The following is a 16155-nucleotide window of genomic DNA, read 5'->3' as shown; positions in this document are numbered from 1 at the left end:
TCCGTATTTGGAGATAAACATCCCAAGCAGGGAAGGTTTAAACTTCCTTGTAATTTCTCTAATAATTTCCTGTAGCCTTAAAAAAATCATTATATAAAATTAACAAACTTGTATTCAATATTTCAAGTTAACCACAAGGTTCTCCCCTTCTTATAGTATTTGTTTTAAGCATATGCTGTTCCATTAAGATTCAGTCAGCAGAATCCTTGTTTACAACATCGTATTGGTAGGAATGATAGTTAAAAATAGCACAATGTTCTTACAGGGATATTGTTGGGAATAAATTTAATATTACCAGAATCTTAAAGATTAAATTTGTCTCTATGTTCTTAATGCCAGCAGTGGTTGATCTTTATTTCAGGTTACTACTCACAAAAACCATATACTGTAACCAGTCAAATAGCAAAATATTATGTTTTCCGGTTCTGATATGATAACGGATAGTTTTACCAATAGAAGTATCGGGCGGAGGCATTTCTGTATTTTCCAGTCCTTTTTTACCAAAAAGAGTATAAGCTGGTTCCGCATTCTTGGCACTCAGGAATTCACCTTTCGGGTCGGCCCATAAATCTTCTGTAGCACTGGCAACATATAGAGGTCTTGGGGCTATTAAAGCCAATAACATGTGTTGATCTACAGGAAGGTTTTGTACATTATTATTAAACGTTTTGTACTGGCCAATAAACCAGTGGGGGAAATTTGTATTAATCCGATTGGTTGTTTCTCCAAACCATCTTCTGGCCAGAGCAGCGCCGCCTTCTCCTGAGTTATTAGAAATTACAGCAGCAAATCTGGTATCATTGGCGCCAGCCCATAAAGCAGCTTTACCCAAACGGGAATGACCATGTACAATAATTTTTTTTGGGTTAACCTGTTTATCTGTTTCCAAATAATCCGTGATTCGGCTCAATCCCCACGCCCATGCTCCAATAGCACCCCATTCATCGGGCTTAATGCCCAATTCTGTTTGTAAAGAAGTTCTTATTCCAGATTGCCATCCTTCAGGATAGTCCAACTCTAAATCACCATAATATGCTGTAGCTGTAGCGAAACCATTTTCTATTAAAGTTTCCACTTCCCAGCGTTCAGACTGGTTGCCACGGATCATCGGATCGTTTTTCTTTGTGTATTTTGACAGTTCGGGCTGTTTCTCGGAAAGCAGAATGGTACTGTCCGTATTAACAGATTGGTTACCTTTGAAATTTAATCCAACAAAAACAGGAACGGGTTTTGAGGTATGGGAAGGTAAGTAAAGCAATACATCCATATATGGACCTTTGTTCCCTTTAGTAAAGAAAATTCTAACTTGTTTTGAAATTGCTTTCCCCGCTAAAGCATTTTTGTTAATCTTTTTGATCTCGAAATGAATATGCTTTGGTTTTCCGGGACATTTACCATATACATTTTCCTGGAAAAGCTGAAGAATCTCAGCCCTTCGTTGTTTCCATTCTTTTTCGTTGGTAACTATATCGCCACTATTGCTAGTCAAAAGGGAGGGGAGAGTGTATTCTCCCACTTTTCCTTCATCATAATTAAATGTTTCCTGACCAAATAAAGGCAACGATACATGCAAAATAGCGAGACAGAATAAAAAGAAATTAACTTTTTTAATCATCATTATTATCTTATTCTTCTTAACTGTATTCCGTTTAAGATAGTTTCTCCCTTTTTGGGAGTAAAATCTAAGGTAATACCATTTTTATCACTTATAGTTATCCGTGTTTTAAATTCCACAGCCTTTTCTGGCTCCAGATACTCCCTGTTACTTAAGTTTTCCAGAAATATACTTTTATTAATTTTTACATCAAAAATTCTGTCCTGAAAATCTCCCCCTGTTACGGTGCCACCATTTAAATTGTAAACTAATTCTTCTCGTTTAATATCAGATAATAACTCTGCAAAGTGCAGCGTGAGTTCATAATCTCCTTCGGGTACATCAAATTTAAACTGTTTTATTCCTACTCTTTGAGTGGCGTATATAGGGTCGGCGTTTGTACCCAAAATGTCTATATCAGAACCATAACTATGTCTGGCTTTGTTTTCCATACTGAAAATTGAACCACCTATATAGCCCCAACTACCTGGTTGATACTCTTTTTCAGGAAACCAAATCTGGTGATTTTCCATGTCGTGGAAGTACCTTTTGTCACCTAAGCTTATGTTAATTTCTTTAAAAGGTAAAGTCTGGCTTTTTAAATTGACAGGAAGCAAGTTGAATTGTATATCTGTCTGATCCAAAATCTCAGTGTTGTTTTCAGTAGAATTGGCTATGGCCTGTAGGGTGTTTTTTCCGTCAATAAAATCTACAGAAAAAGTAGCCATGCCTTGGTGGGTATCTTTAGTATCTATGACTTTTCCATTATGCTTTAGTGTTACACGAGCCTGATTACTAAATACCTGTATAATTTGTGTGTTTGTAAGATTACTCTCTGATTTTGCAATACCGGTTCTTAAATCCCACTCCTTAGAGCCTATCTGGATATAAGCTTTGGATAGTAAATTTGCCTGATAAAAACGATACCCATCTTTAACTTTTCGATCCAGTGTAAGAATTCCTTTGCTATTAATATGAGGAGTAGTTTCTGTTCTGGTTTCAGAGTTGAAGTCGGCGAGATTCCATATCATAGCTGCAGCTACAAAAGGTCTGTCCATCATGGCTTTCAGGTAGGCCTGGTGGTACATTGTAGCGTATTCTGTTGTTTTATCAAACCTAATAGGGTCGAAACTATGTAAGCGAACATCGGCATCAGCACCGTATTCGGTAACTAATAAAGGTTTGTCCGAAAGCTCTTTGCGGTGCCTGTCCAAATAGTTTGCAAAACTCGAAAAGCTATTGGAGTACCAACCTTGATACAAGTTCCATCCTACCAATTGAGGGATTTTAGTCAATTGTACTCTTTTATACAGTTCGAAGTTTCCGTGGTTAGGAATCATAGTATAACGATAAGGATCTTCTTTTCTGGTAAGCTCTTCGAGTTCTTGTGCCAGTTTCGTAATCCTGTTAAAATAGGTTTCCTGTTCGGCGGTACCTTTTTCGTATCTCGGCCTTAGTAGCACCTCGTTCATGTAGGCCCATATAATCAAACTAGGGTGGTTGAAACATTGTCGCATCATTTCCAGATGCATTTTTTTGGAATTTTCAGCGAAAGCTTCTGTTTCTGTGATTCGGTTCACAATAGGTGTTTCCACTGAGGTTAGAATTCCTAATCTGTCGCATGCCTGCAATACCGCAGGGTCCTGAGGATAATGTGCTATTCTTAGAAAATTACCTCCCATTTCCTTAATGAGTTCTACATCCCGGATATGTAAAGCATCGGTTAGTGCATTTCCGCGATCTTTATAATCCTGGTGTCTGCTTGCTCCAATTAGCTTTACGGGCTTTCCATTCAGGAAAAAACCTTTTTCTGCATCGAAATTAAACCATCTAAAACCTAAAGGGTTAGTGATTTGGTCCATTATTTCTCCTGTGTTATTATCTTTTATGGTAGATATTACACGGTACAGATATGGAGTTTCTGTTGACCATAGATTGGGCTTGTCTATATTTTTGATATCGCTAGAAAAATCTATTTTCCGTCCTTTTGCAGCTTTATATTTATGGCTTATCTCGTACTTTTTTATACCCAGGTGGTCAAGTATCTGGTGCGAAACAATCAAGCTTTTATCAGCCAAAGTATTATTGACAAAAGCTCCTTTAATGTTAACTTCAGCAGTCTGTGCAGTAACTTTTGGAGTGGTGATAAAGATTCCGCTGGAAGCATTATTGTCCATATCAAAGCGTACTTTATTAACTGCTATAAGATGTACATCGCGATATAAACCACCAAAGAATGTAAAGTCAGCAGATAGAGGAGGAATATCTTCGTTATGACTGTTATCTACTTTTATTAATATCTCGTTTTCCGAATTTTCTTTATTGTCGAATTTGAGGTATTTGCTAACAGGGAAGCTGAAAAAAGTATAGCTGCCTATATGTGATCCAAGGGGTTTTCCGTTTACAAATGCGTTGGTAACCTGTGCTGCCCCTTCAAAGAAAAGATAAACATCTTTGTGCTGCCATTCATGCGGTATGAAAACTTTTCGTTTATACCATCCCGGTCCGCGATAATAGTCTGGTTCATCATCTGTTACATCTTGACTGTTCCAGGTATGCGGTATGTTAACCGCTTCCCATTTTATTTCGGGGTTTATTGTATTAATGTCTTTGATATCTCCTTTATAAAAGCTCCAATTGCTGTTTATAGTTTGTGATATTCTCTGCGCATGAGCGGATAAGGACAGACCTATAGCTAAAAATAAGGTAAGGATACGGCTTGTATTCACGATTATTTGTTAATGTTGTCTAAATAGTTGATTAGTTGTATGTAATTTTGATTAAGCTCTCTCATTTTGTCAGCAAGGGGAATGTAAAGGTTGTAGTCATTGTCTACAATACCTTTATTGGCATCCTGGTTAGAAGCTTCGGCTTTGCTATTGGAAGGATCATTATCCTGGTATTTGAACCAATGCCAGCCAACACAGGTTTTTGATTCCAACAATGCAAGACAATAATTTTGGTAAAACTTCCCTCTGTCCTCTTGTGTTTTTACTTGCCATCCTGCACCAGAAATGTTTGGGAGGCCGGAATCCATACCTTTAGTATAGTATTCGGTAATAATGAAAGGTTTGCCAGACCATTTTTCCCAATTGGCCAGCATCTTGCTATTGGGTGTCCATACACCATAATAATTTATGGAAACAATATCTACGTATTTACCTACCGTTTTCATAAATGCAGGTACATTTTTTTCGCTACTATACAATCTGCTTCCCAGATACATGTGATTAGGATCGTATTTTTTGATGGCATTGGATACGATGGAAAAGTATTTATCGGCAGCAAAGGCTAAAAACTCTGCTCTGTCTTTGTCGGTAATCTGATCTTGTGTTATATTTCTTTCATCCAGCCATTTTTTAGCGGCTAAATAGCCATGGTCCTCTTTGTTTTTGAGGTGTAGATAACCTTCCAGATTTTTTAAACTAAAAGGCATCTCGTTGTCAGAGAAGTAACCAAAAAGATTAGGATCATCTTTATAGGTAGCTAATTGTTTTGCGTGTTCATCGCAAAACTTTTCAAACTCAGGGTCGAATACGAAAATAACATTACCAGGATACCCCGTATGCCCGGGAACACTATAGGTTCCGCCTCGTTTCTTCCCATAAGACGACATGAAATTCCAGTTAATGGTATAGGATAAGGGTTTTTTAGACTGATCATTAGCTTTTATAACAGCGCCGTGGTTAGACCAGGAACCTGTTCCATTGAATCCTAAATCATGTAACTGAGTTTTTGTCTTTTGTATCCAATCTGTGTTATTGGTGAACTTTTGAGCATAAGCCTCTTTATTTCGTTCAGAGTTTCCAGTGTTTACGCTGTTCATTGCTATATTAAGCCCTGCATAACCTTCGGGATCAATAATCCACCATCTATTATTTATTTTTTCTGCTCTGAAAAAACCGGTTTTTTTAGATTTAATACTTTTAGACGACCCATATTTATTCAATTCTACAGGTGCGGGTTTAAAGTCTCTGATGTTGGCTACCAGACGGGTTTCAAAAGGTTTCCAGTCAGAGAACACAGGACTACCCGAAGCATCACGGCTGCGGGTTTTTGCTTCTACTGTCTCTGATAGATAATTTCCACTCTGTTGCGCCCTTGCTGGAACACAGAAAAGCAAGGGTATACATATTCTCGCTATCAATAGTTTTCTCATCTTATTCGTTTATCGATTTTAGTTATTGGTTTATTAGCCTTTGCGTTCTTCTTTTTTTATTTAATCAAATCTAATAGGTATTCCTATGCTAAAATAAGGTAAGCTTATTTTTCGGACACCTGTCATATGAGATTGTTTAGCCTGTCATATGGAGCGTTGTAAATGTGGGATATTAAGCCTTTGTATGTCTTGTTAAAGATGTTTTAACAATGTTGTTGGGCTGATTTAACGGGTAAGATGAGCTGAAATGACGGGTGTTTGCCATTGCTTTGTGCATTACATTAGCATTACAATTATAATTAAACGAACGGCTGTAGCGGCCATACCTCAATTAAGTATTGTTTTATTTCTAAGTGATGAAGAAAAATATATTCCTTCTTTTAATGATTTTATTGAATTGCTCTTTTTCGTTCTCTCAAAAACCAGATCCCGATTTTCATATCTATCTGTTAATGGGGCAATCGAATATGGCTGGTCGCGGTAAAATAACAGAAGATCTGAAAAAATTGAAACATACTAATGTACTAATGCTCGACTCTAATTATCAGTGGGTAGAAGCAAAACATCCTGTACATTTTGATAAACCTAAAGTAGCAGGTGTAGGCCCGGGTCTGTCTTTTGGAATGGCAATGGCAAACGCCAATCCTTCAGCTAAAATAGGATTGGTGCCCTGTGCTGTAGGAGGGACTTCTATAGGCAAATGGACTCCAGGCGCTTATGATAAGGCAACAAATACCCACCCTTATGATGACGCAGTTAAACGTATACAGGAAGCTATGAAATATGGTGTAATAAAAGGAGTGATATGGCATCAAGGTGAAGCGAACAGTAGTGGAGAGGGATCAAAAACTTATATATCTAAATTAACGGAACTGATAGATAAAGTAAGAACATTGACGGGCAATGCGAATCTTCCTTTTGTTGCTGGTGAACTGGGTTATTTTAAACCGCACTATCAAAATATCAATACTGTATTGAAAGAACTGCCCCAAAAATCGGCTAATACTGCAGTGGCGACTTCTGAAGGATTAAAAGATAAAGGCGATGCTACTCATTTCGACGGCCCTTCTGCCGATGAACTGGGAAAACGTTTTGCCGTGAAAATGATAGAGCTGCAATCGGTACAAAAAACAGGTAATTCTAAAAAAGCTACAAAATGAAAATAAAGATATTGACTGCCGTCTTCTTTCTGTTCTTTTCTGTTGCTACAACAAAGGCTAAAGTTGTGCTTCCCGCTGTATTGAGCGATAATATGGTATTACAGCAAAATACGGAAGTAAAACTATGGGGAACGGCAGATAAAAATAAAATTGTCGAAGTAGTAGCTTCATGGAGTACGGAAAAATATTCATCAAAATCGGATGCCAGTGGAAAATGGCTGTTGAAGATAAAAACACCAGTAGCAGGTGGTCCGCATACTCTAACATTTAATGATGGCAGCGGAAACCTGGCTTTAGATAATGTGATGACAGGCGAAGTGTGGTTATGCAGCGGGCAGTCTAACATGGAAATGCCTATGAAAGGTTTTCCTTCGCAGCCCGTTCTTAATTCTAATGAGATTATAAGCAGAGCGAATAACCCAAACCTGAGATTGATGAAAGTTGGCAGAAATCCTTCTCTCGCACCTCTGGAGGATGTAAAAGGAGTATGGAAAATAAGTACTCCAGAAGCAGCCAGAGAGTTCAGCGCAATAGCCTATCAGTTTGGAGAGATGCTTCAAAAGCAATTGAAGGTGCCTGTTGGTATCATTGTTTCATCTGTTGGAGGGACTAAAATAGAATGCTGGATGAGCAAAGAGATTTTGAAGACATTTCCAGAAGTAAAAATACCTGAACGCTTGGATGCGGTTAAACAGGATTTTAAAGAACCTACCGTACTTTTCAATAGCATGATTTACCCTTTGACCAATTTTGCTATAAAAGGATGGTTGTGGTATCAGGGCGAATCTAATCGTAGCAAAGCAAATGCTTACAGTAAGCTTTTCCCTGCTATGGTAGCTGATTGGAGAAAGCGATGGGATAAGGGAGAACTGCCTTTTTATTATACCGAGTTAGCCCCACTTGAAAGTAAAAGCAGCACAGGGAATGGTGTGAAAATGCGTTATGTTCAATTGCAGGCTATGGAGGCTATTCCAAATAGTGGCATGGCTGTAATTAATGATGCAGGTATGAAAGATTATGTTCATGCTATGGATAAAACTACTGTAGCCAGAAGGTTAGGTTATTGGGCTTTGGGAAATACTTATGGGATAAAGGGAATATCCTATCGTTCACCAATTTATAAGTCGCATAAAACGGAAGGAAATAAGCTTATAGTAAGCTTTGAGCATTTTTCAAATGGTATGACCTCTTATGGAAAAGAGATTACATTATTTGAGCTTGCCGGTAACGATGGAAATTTTTATCCGGCAACGGCAACACTTACTAAATCGGGAAATATAGAAGTGCAGGCCAAAGAAGTGGAAAAGCCTGTTTCAGTTCGTTATGCATGGAAAGATTGGGTGGTAGGAGAAGTTTATAACACAGACGGCTTACCGCTGCCTTCGTTTACGACGATTAGTATAGAGTAAAGTGTAATGGAAACTTCTAATGTGAAAAGTAAAAAAAGAATAAGCAGTAGTAATGAATTTTTTCCAATTGAAAAACTAAATAAACCAAATTATAAAATTCTAAATTAAAAATTATGAAAAAAGTGTACTCAAAAAAACAATCTACAGCAATTGATAGGTTTTTACCGGAACAATTTTTTGTCGGAAAAGGGAAGGGTATCTTGTTTTTAGTATTATGGATGTTGATTTCTTCCTATAGTTTTGCGCAGGATGCTTTTACGGTAACCTGGCCGTTGACATCTGATGGATCGGCAATAAAGACAGGTTCAGGTGCCGTTGATGTTACGACAAATAATGTATATATAGGTGCAACATATTTGGAGCAAACTTATGGCGCCAATGGATTGATAATAGCGGAGGGACGTACTCCAACTGCTGTAGCAGCAGGTGCCTGGACAGGGAGAGGGGGGACGGCTAATGCAAACACTAATTTTACAGGACCTTCAGTAGTTGAAGGTTTCGAAGCGTATGAAACAACAGATATGTATGTGGAATTTTCTATTACTGCTGGTCTGGATAAAGACTTAAAGGTAAATAATATAAATATTCCACTTTCCCGGGAAGGGACAGGTCAACTAAATTACAACATCGCTTATTCTCTTGATGGATTTACTATCGTAAATTATATGCGAGGTACAAATGAAGGTCCGACATCAACAACAAACTCTATAGTTTCATTAAATTATACGAATGAGATTGTAGTGCCTAAAGGCAAAACCTTAGCGCTACGTTTTATGGTTTGGAGAAGAAACACTGCAAATGTTAGTAGTGGTCAGAAGATAATATTAGGGAAAAATGTTGTCATTAGTGGTGTTGCTTATGAAGATGCAATGCCAGTTTCTTTAACAACCTTTACCGGAAAAAAACAGAGTGATGGGATAGTCTTAAACTGGTCAACAGCATCAGAAAAAGATAACTCTCATTTTGATATTCTACGTTCTGTAGATGGTAAAACTTTCGATAAAATAGATAGAATAAAGGGTTCGGGAACATCAGAAAAAATCAATCGTTATACTTATACAGATACCCAACCATTGAAAGGAACAACTTACTATCAGTTAAGACAGGTGGATTTTAATGGTGACTCCGAATTATCAAATATTATTTCAGTTGATAATGGGTTGTTAACTAGCGATTTACAGGCTTTCGTAACTGCCGATGGACAAGTGGTAGTTATTTACCAGGCAGACCGGGTGTCTCCTGCACAACTGAGCCTGTATGATATTTCGGGTAGAAGAATAATCAACCACTTAGTACAACTTCAAAAGGGGAATAACCAGATTAGAATACCGGTAAATTTGGTGAATAGAGGGGGTTATATCATTAAAATAAAAGCAGGAGAAACGGAATTTGTTACTAAGTTTTTGAAATAACCCTAAAGCACAGAAAATCAAAATATACAACCTAAAGAGCAAATGAGACAATATTTAAATAAAACTGTATGTTTAATAAGGCTATTAGTTTTTATGCTGATTTTTAATGGCGTTGAAGCTAAAGCCCAGAGAGTTCCTCTGGATAAACAACCTGTTTTTATTCCCGAAGGATTTACTGAAACTAAAGATCTTGTTTACTTTAAGCTCGATGAGCAAGGGTCAGTAGGAACAGTCGAGAAAGTCGTTGCAGACTACAATAAATATATCGTAGGAAAAGTTGCTGGTATTACTGAGGAAGCGCAAAGTAAAAATGATTTAAAAGATAAAAAAGGAAATCCATTAGATTGGGAGTTACGGATGGATATTATTCATCCTGAAAAACCTTCTAAACCACGCCCTGTGTTTTTTATAGTTTCTACTGCACCAGCAACAAACAAGGGAAGAGACATGTCTCGCTTTACTCCATACCAGCAACTTTTTGCGAAAAGAGGTTATGTAACTGTGATTATCGATCATGCAAATAGTCCATTGACAAATCCTTTTGGTTTTAACGTGAAATATTACGACTTAGATGATGTCACAGGTGTAAAGGTATATACGGCAGCCATCAGGTATTTAAGAGCTCATGCCGCAAAATATAGTATTGATCCTAACAGTATAGGAGGTTTAGGGCATTCAAAAGGAGCTTATGCCATTACACGTTTATCGGATCCGACTATAAACTATAATTCTAAAGAACGACATGGTTTTAAAGAGTCTTATGCTCCGCAATTGAATACAGAATACCCCAGTCATATTCAGGTAGGTTACCAATCTATGGGGAACGGAACCAGAAGATCAAAAGATTATGTAACTGATAATTATGCGCCTACTATAACGGCGGTGGGATTTTACGACCAATATAAACATTGGTTAGATTGGCCCAATGTCTCAAAAGTATATTTAGAACGTGATGCCAATTGGTTAGGAATTCCGATGTTGGATAAAGGGCATGATATGGCTGCTGGTTTACAGGCAGATTTGGGTTATGTAAGGGAAGAGGCGGTAGAAAAGTTTTTTTCAAGTTATCTGGAACCTCAGCTTTCGCCGAATATACTATATATAGCACCTTATAATGAGCATAATGCAAATCCTGTAAAAAGTAACCAACCGGTTATTGTTCATTTTTCTCCACAAATGGATGTTCTCTCTGTTAAAAATGCAATTAAGATTATTGATGTAGTGACCAATAAACCGGTAACGGGAGATTGGAAAGTATCCCGTAAGAATACTTATTTTGAATTTATACCGGCTGAATCCCGAGAGTTTCAGAAAAATAAAACTTATAAGGTAATTGTAAATAAGACTGCTAAGAGTGTGCATGGAACAGCTTTAGGAAAGTCTTATGAGCATACTTTCATTGTAAAGGAATAAGAAATATAACGGAAATAAAAACCGGTATAAGATTAAACCAATTAAATATCAAACAAATGAAATCACATATAAATATAATCAGTCGGTGTAGAATAATGTTGGTAATGGCATTGGCTTTAAATATAAATATAGGAAAAGCGCAACGGGTAGTTTTAGACCCCGAACCAGTTTTTATTCCGAATGGTTTTGTGGAAACTAAAGATCTTGTATATTTCAAGCTTGATGAGCAAGGATCTGAAGGCACTGTAGAGAAAGTGATAACGGATTACAATAAATATATTGTAGGGACTGTTGCCGGTTTTACTGAGGAAGCGCAAACTAAAGACGATTTAAAGGATAAAAACGGAAGTCCGTTGGATTGGAACCTGCGAATGGATATCATCCATCCGGAAACACCATCAGTGCCACGTCCGGTATGTGTAATTATAGCAACCCAACCCATAAGAAATATACCAACTTATACTCCTTTTCAACAAATTTTTGCAAAAAGGGGATATATAACTGTTGTGATTGATCATGCGAATAGTCCTTTGGTAAAACCTTTTGGTTATCATGATAGCTATTATGATCTGGATGGTATAACGGGAGTAAAAGTATATACTGCAGCTATCAGATATTTGAGAGCAAATGCGGCAAAGTATAGTATAGACCCTGATAGAATAGGGGGGATGGGACATTCTAAAGCAGCTTATGGTATAACTCGTCTTTCGGATCCTTCTATAAATTATGATTCTAAGGAAAGAGGAGCTTTCAGAGATTCTTATAACCCTCAGTTGAATACAGAATATCCCAGTCATATTCAGGTGGGATATCAGTCTATGGGGAATGGTACAAGATGGTCTAAAGATTATGTAACAGATAACTATGCACCTACTATAACTGCTGTAGGGTATTATGATCAGTATAATCAATGGTTGGATTGGCCAAATGTAGTCAAAGCCTACTCTAAGGATCATGACGCCAGTTGGTTAGGGATTCCGATGATGGATAAAGGACATGATATGGCAGCAGGTTTTCAACCAGATCTAGGTTATGTAAGAGAAGAGGTGGTAGAAAAGTTCTTTTCAAATTATCTGGAACCCCAACTGGCACCAAATGTACTGTATGTAGCACCTTATAATGGACAAAGTAATGAGAATATAGTAGGTTACAAACAACCTGTTATAGCTCACTTTTCACCTCAAATGGATGTTTTGACGGTACAAAATGCAATGAAAGTGATAGATGTAGACACTAACACACCTATACCTGGAAATTGGAAGGCATCAAGAAAAGATACTTATTTTGAATTTGTACCGTCCTCATCAGCATTTCAAAAAGGAAAAAGTTATAAAGTTACTATCAGTACAGATGCAAAGAGTATAAACGGTATTTCTTTAAGCCAATCTTATGAGCATACCTTTACAGTAAATATCGCCAATGAAGAAGGGTATTGGAATGGTGTTGAGACAGACTGGAGTTACGGTTTCTCAGGAACACAGCAATTACCTGCAGCAGTAAACGGAGTAACTATGACAGCGAAAGAATTATATACAGCTACTACCGGTACAGCTAAACCCAGTAATGCAGCATTCTCCAGTACATCCGATGGAATAAATAATATTGGGGGATGGTTTCCTACTCCTCCTTCAGCCAAGGCTTTTGTTCGGATAGGTAGTAGTATGGCTACGAGGTATGAATTGGAGCCCATTGATGAAAATACCAATAAGTTAAAAATAAGTTTGTCCGGATATTATAGTGCAACCAATACAGGAAGTACAGGTTCTACAGCAAACAAGTTTTCTTTTTATGATATTGGAAGTGCATCACCCATTGCAAAATACGCTATGAGACTTAACTTTTCTTTGGCAGGAGACGATCCTCAGAGAGGTTATTTAAGAATGGTGTTAGGTAATAATGGTGCTGGTACAAACTTTTTTAATAATACAAGCAATACTAGTCTTACTACAGACTCTCGTTATTTTACTGCATTTAACTGGACTTACGCCCAGAATAGTGATGATCTTGCTTTTGCTTACAGGAACAAGACAAGTGCTTCAGATGCTGTTTGGACTACTATTAGTCCCAATACCTTTAAGAAAGATGGTGGAGATTATGATATAGAAATATATGCCAATAACTCTTCTTCTGAACAATATTATACAAAAGGTAATGAGCAGTTTAGAGTACCGTCCAGAGCTTTCCATATCTGGGTTGATGGATTACGTTTAGGAGAAGATTTTTATCCAAACACATCAGATACAGAAGATTTGGCTGTCAACCAACCTATTAATGCCGTTGGATTCAATCATATTTTCTTTAATAATCCTACATTAAGTGCACAGCTTACCATCAGTAATTTCAATGCCTCTTATGCACAAAGCACAACCTTACCCGTAAAACTAACTTCCTTTAACGGGAAATTACAGGGAGACCATGTAGAACTCAATTGGTTAACAGCATCGGAAAAAAACAACTCGCATTTTGATGTATTACGTTCTGCAGATGGAAAAACTTTTGATAAAATAGGATTTGTACAAGGTAAAGGAACATCAGACCTTACCAATAATTATAGTTATACCGACCTTTTTCCATACAAGGGTAATAATTATTATAAACTAAAACAGGTAGACTTTAATGGAAATGCAGAGGAATCACAAGCAATACTTGTGAAGGCATTACTGTCGGACTTACTCGAAATTAAGATTCATCAGAAAGGGGAGAAAACAATAGTAGGCGTCTATTCTGCAGTAAAAAGTATGGGGGTTTTAACAATAACAGATGTTTTAGGTAGAGTGCTCAAAAATGAAAAGATTAGCTTAATACCTGGTCATAATCAGTTTGTTCTCGATTTAGGTGCAACGTCTCAAGGTATATATATTGTTAATCTGGTTTCGGAAGAAGGAAAGCTGTCAGCTAAATTTATTAAGTAATGTTCTGTAAAAAAGACAATCAAAACTTATTCAGATTATTTATTTCTGTTTTAATAACAGGGGGAATAATTGTATCCAGCATAGCCAAAGCAGATATAGTTATCCCGTTTAAAAAGAACATCACTATTTATACCTCAACGACAGAAACAGAGCCCTTATATAAGGCTGTGCTTGCGTTGCAACGCGATATAGAAAAAGTAACCGGAAGTAAAGCCCATATCAAGGATCTTTCGGCAATAAAAGAACCAGGGATTGTAGTGCTTAATTCAGTAAAAGATAAGTTGCAACAGGCGCTTATAGGTTGGGAAGCCCATCATGTTTATACTACAAAAATAAACGATGTAGAACAGGTGATTTTGCAGGGCGCAGATTCACGAGGAACTATTTATGCCATTTATGAATTTAGCGAAAAAGTGTTGGGTGTACCACCGTTATGGTATTTTATTAATTGGAAACCATCGTCACAAAAAGCTATCACCGTTTCTTCGGCTCTGGACATAAAAGTAAACGAACCAACGGTAAAATATAGGGCATGGTTTCCTAATGACATGGATATGTTTAGCCCATGGCGCAGGTTAAATAAAGATAACAAAGAACTTTGGCTGGAAACTGCTTTGAGGCATAAAATCAATACCATCGAATATTATGAGCAAGGTACTTATAGCGATAAGACTGCTTATAAACTGAGCGATAACTTCAGATTAATAAGTTCCTACGGCTTAGTGCTTACCACGCATCATCATAGCCCACTTAATGCAACATTCAGGGCATGGGAAGATTTTTGGAAGGGCATTAAGAAAGTCGAATTAGTTCCCGAACTTTCTCTGAAAAATGAAGATAAAATAGAAGAATTCTGGCGTTATCATATAGAAACTTTACACCGGGCAAATGCGGAGATGATTTGGGTAATAGGTTTCAGGGCAGCAGGAGATCATCCTTTCTGGAAAACTTTTAAAGATGCACCCGGATCCATGAAAGAGCGTGGAGCGGTAATTTCCAGAATGATAAAAAAACAACGTGATTTGGTTCTGGAGATTACAGGCAATCCGGAAGTCCAGTTCAGGAGTATATTTTACAATGAGCTTTCTGACCTCATGGCGGAAGGTTACATAGACCTCCCTAACGATCCGAATTTGATATGGAATTACGTAGCCTCACGTCGAGATCATTTTCCTAATCTGGACGTACAGAAACTAAATACAACAGGCAACAATCTGGGCTATTATTTCAATTACCAGTTTACTTCTACAGGATCGCATTTTGCTGCAGGCGAAGGGCCATGGAAAATGGAAGATAATTATCGTTACTTGGCTCCGAAAAGTACAAAACCTATTCTTTTCTCAGTAGTAAATGCAGGTAATTTACGTGAGTTTGTGATGGAATTGGCTGCCAATGCTAAAATGATGTGGGATTTTAACGACTATCGCACAGATGCGTTTCTGACAGATTTTTGCAGACAATATTATGGAGCAGATAAAGCAGATCGCATTAGCCAATTATACCGCAGTTATTATATGGCCTACTGGCAACCACGCAAAGCAGATTTGCAAGGTATAGATCGTCAGTATATCTTTCAGGATTTACGCTATTGGCGAGCCATAGAAGGCTTAGTGAAAGTGATAAAAGAGAAGAAATATGATCTTAATCCGCTAAAAGAAATGGGTGGCGAACAGATACAAAATCGTACTTATCAGATTGTACCAGCCGATAATGGGGCCGAAAATCAGGTGGATGCTATTATCAACGGAACGGCCAAAGCAGCAGATGCCTTTAAAAAGATAATGGGGGAATGCGATGAAGTATACAATGGATTAAATGGCGCTTCCAAAGATTTTTTCGACACCAATCTAAGAGGGCCCGCCCATTTTATGTATGGTCTGAATACCTCCTTATGGAATTTAACCAAAGCCTTTAAAGAAGGAAGTACAGATAAAGGTAAACAGACAAGTCTTGTAAAACAGGCTATACATGAGTTGGAACAGGCACAAAAAGCACTGTACAGTACACAGTATCCTCCTTTTGAAAGTTGGTATAGTAACAGTACAATTTTTAATCTCAGCAAAACAATTAATTTATTAAAAACAGTAAACCAATAA

Annotated in this window: 9 protein-coding genes; 6 read left to right on the top strand and 3 right to left on the bottom strand. The window is 37.4% G+C overall.

Annotated elements, in window-relative coordinates; all coding sequences use genetic code 11:
* Positions 1-352: 352 nt before the first annotated feature.
* From ACFSAH_RS02730 to ACFSAH_RS02720, 3 genes are read right to left on the bottom strand one after another with little or no spacing between them, the layout of a single operon-like run.
* On the bottom strand, positions 353-1618 hold the full coding sequence (locus ACFSAH_RS02730; RefSeq protein ID WP_379661159.1) for an alpha/beta hydrolase family protein: 1266 nt from the start codon (positions 1616-1618) through the stop codon (positions 353-355).
* A 2-nt stretch (positions 1619-1620) separates the two neighbouring features.
* Positions 1621-4323 (bottom strand): glycoside hydrolase family 2 TIM barrel-domain containing protein, encoded by a 2703-nt coding sequence (locus ACFSAH_RS02725; RefSeq protein ID WP_379661158.1) that lies wholly within the window; start codon positions 4321-4323, stop codon positions 1621-1623.
* A 2-nt stretch (positions 4324-4325) separates the two neighbouring features.
* Positions 4326-5753 carry a syntaxin family protein gene (locus ACFSAH_RS02720; RefSeq protein ID WP_379661157.1) on the bottom strand — a complete coding sequence of 476 codons (1428 nt, stop codon included), beginning with the start codon at positions 5751-5753 and terminating at the stop codon, positions 4326-4328.
* A gap of 356 nt (positions 5754-6109) precedes the next feature.
* Here ACFSAH_RS02720 and ACFSAH_RS02715 point away from each other — a divergent pair, with 356 nt between their 5' ends.
* The 6 genes from ACFSAH_RS02715 (at position 6110) to ACFSAH_RS02690 (ending at position 16155) form a co-directional block, all read left to right on the top strand.
* Positions 6110-6913, top strand: a complete 804-nt coding sequence (locus ACFSAH_RS02715; protein ID WP_379661156.1) for a sialate O-acetylesterase — start codon at positions 6110-6112, stop codon at positions 6911-6913.
* Entirely contained in the window at positions 6910-8322 is a 1413-nt protein-coding gene (locus tag ACFSAH_RS02710) for a sialate O-acetylesterase (RefSeq protein ID WP_379661155.1), read from the top strand. Before ACFSAH_RS02715 ends, ACFSAH_RS02710 begins: the two co-directional genes overlap by 4 nt.
* Before the next feature lie 113 nt (positions 8323-8435).
* Entirely contained in the window at positions 8436-9734 is a 1299-nt protein-coding gene (locus tag ACFSAH_RS02705; RefSeq protein WP_379661154.1) for a T9SS type A sorting domain-containing protein, read from the top strand.
* Between the two features lie 93 nt (positions 9735-9827).
* Positions 9828-11147, top strand: a complete 1320-nt coding sequence (locus ACFSAH_RS02700) for an alpha/beta hydrolase (protein ID WP_379661153.1) — start codon at positions 9828-9830, stop codon at positions 11145-11147.
* Between the two features lie 56 nt (positions 11148-11203).
* Entirely contained in the window at positions 11204-14059 is a 2856-nt protein-coding gene (locus tag ACFSAH_RS02695; RefSeq protein ID WP_379661152.1) for an Ig-like domain-containing protein, read from the top strand.
* Positions 14059-16155 carry a glycosyl hydrolase 115 family protein gene (locus ACFSAH_RS02690; protein WP_379661151.1) on the top strand — a complete coding sequence of 699 codons (2097 nt, stop codon included), beginning with the start codon at positions 14059-14061 and terminating at the stop codon, positions 16153-16155. The genes ACFSAH_RS02695 and ACFSAH_RS02690 overlap by 1 nt, the downstream gene beginning before the upstream one ends.

The organism is Pseudopedobacter beijingensis, assembly GCF_042678145.1.
Lineage (GTDB): Bacteria > Bacteroidota > Bacteroidia > Sphingobacteriales > Sphingobacteriaceae > Pseudopedobacter > Pseudopedobacter beijingensis.
The sequence above is the reverse complement of the archived record's forward strand: the minus strand, read 5'-3'. Positions and strand labels throughout refer to the sequence as shown.

Bases quoted from the DNA above. Each gene is read 5' to 3' on its own strand.
- ACFSAH_RS02700 (WP_379661153.1), top strand. From the start codon at position 9,828: ATGCTGATTTTTAATGGCGTTGAAGCTAAAGCCCAGAGAGTTCCTCTG.
- ACFSAH_RS02690 (WP_379661151.1), top strand. From the start codon at position 14,059: ATGTTCTGTAAAAAAGACAATCAAAACTTATTCAGATTATTTATTTCT.
- ACFSAH_RS02710 (WP_379661155.1), top strand. From the start codon at position 6,910: ATGAAAATAAAGATATTGACTGCCGTCTTCTTTCTGTTCTTTTCTGTT.
- ACFSAH_RS02705 (WP_379661154.1), top strand. From the start codon at position 8,436: ATGAAAAAAGTGTACTCAAAAAAACAATCTACAGCAATTGATAGGTTT.
- ACFSAH_RS02720 (WP_379661157.1), bottom strand. From the start codon at position 5,753: ATGAGAAAACTATTGATAGCGAGAATATGTATACCCTTGCTTTTCTGT.
- ACFSAH_RS02715 (WP_379661156.1), top strand. From the start codon at position 6,110: ATGAAGAAAAATATATTCCTTCTTTTAATGATTTTATTGAATTGCTCT.
- ACFSAH_RS02730 (WP_379661159.1), bottom strand. From the start codon at position 1,618: ATGATGATTAAAAAAGTTAATTTCTTTTTATTCTGTCTCGCTATTTTG.
- ACFSAH_RS02695 (WP_379661152.1), top strand. From the start codon at position 11,204: ATGAAATCACATATAAATATAATCAGTCGGTGTAGAATAATGTTGGTA.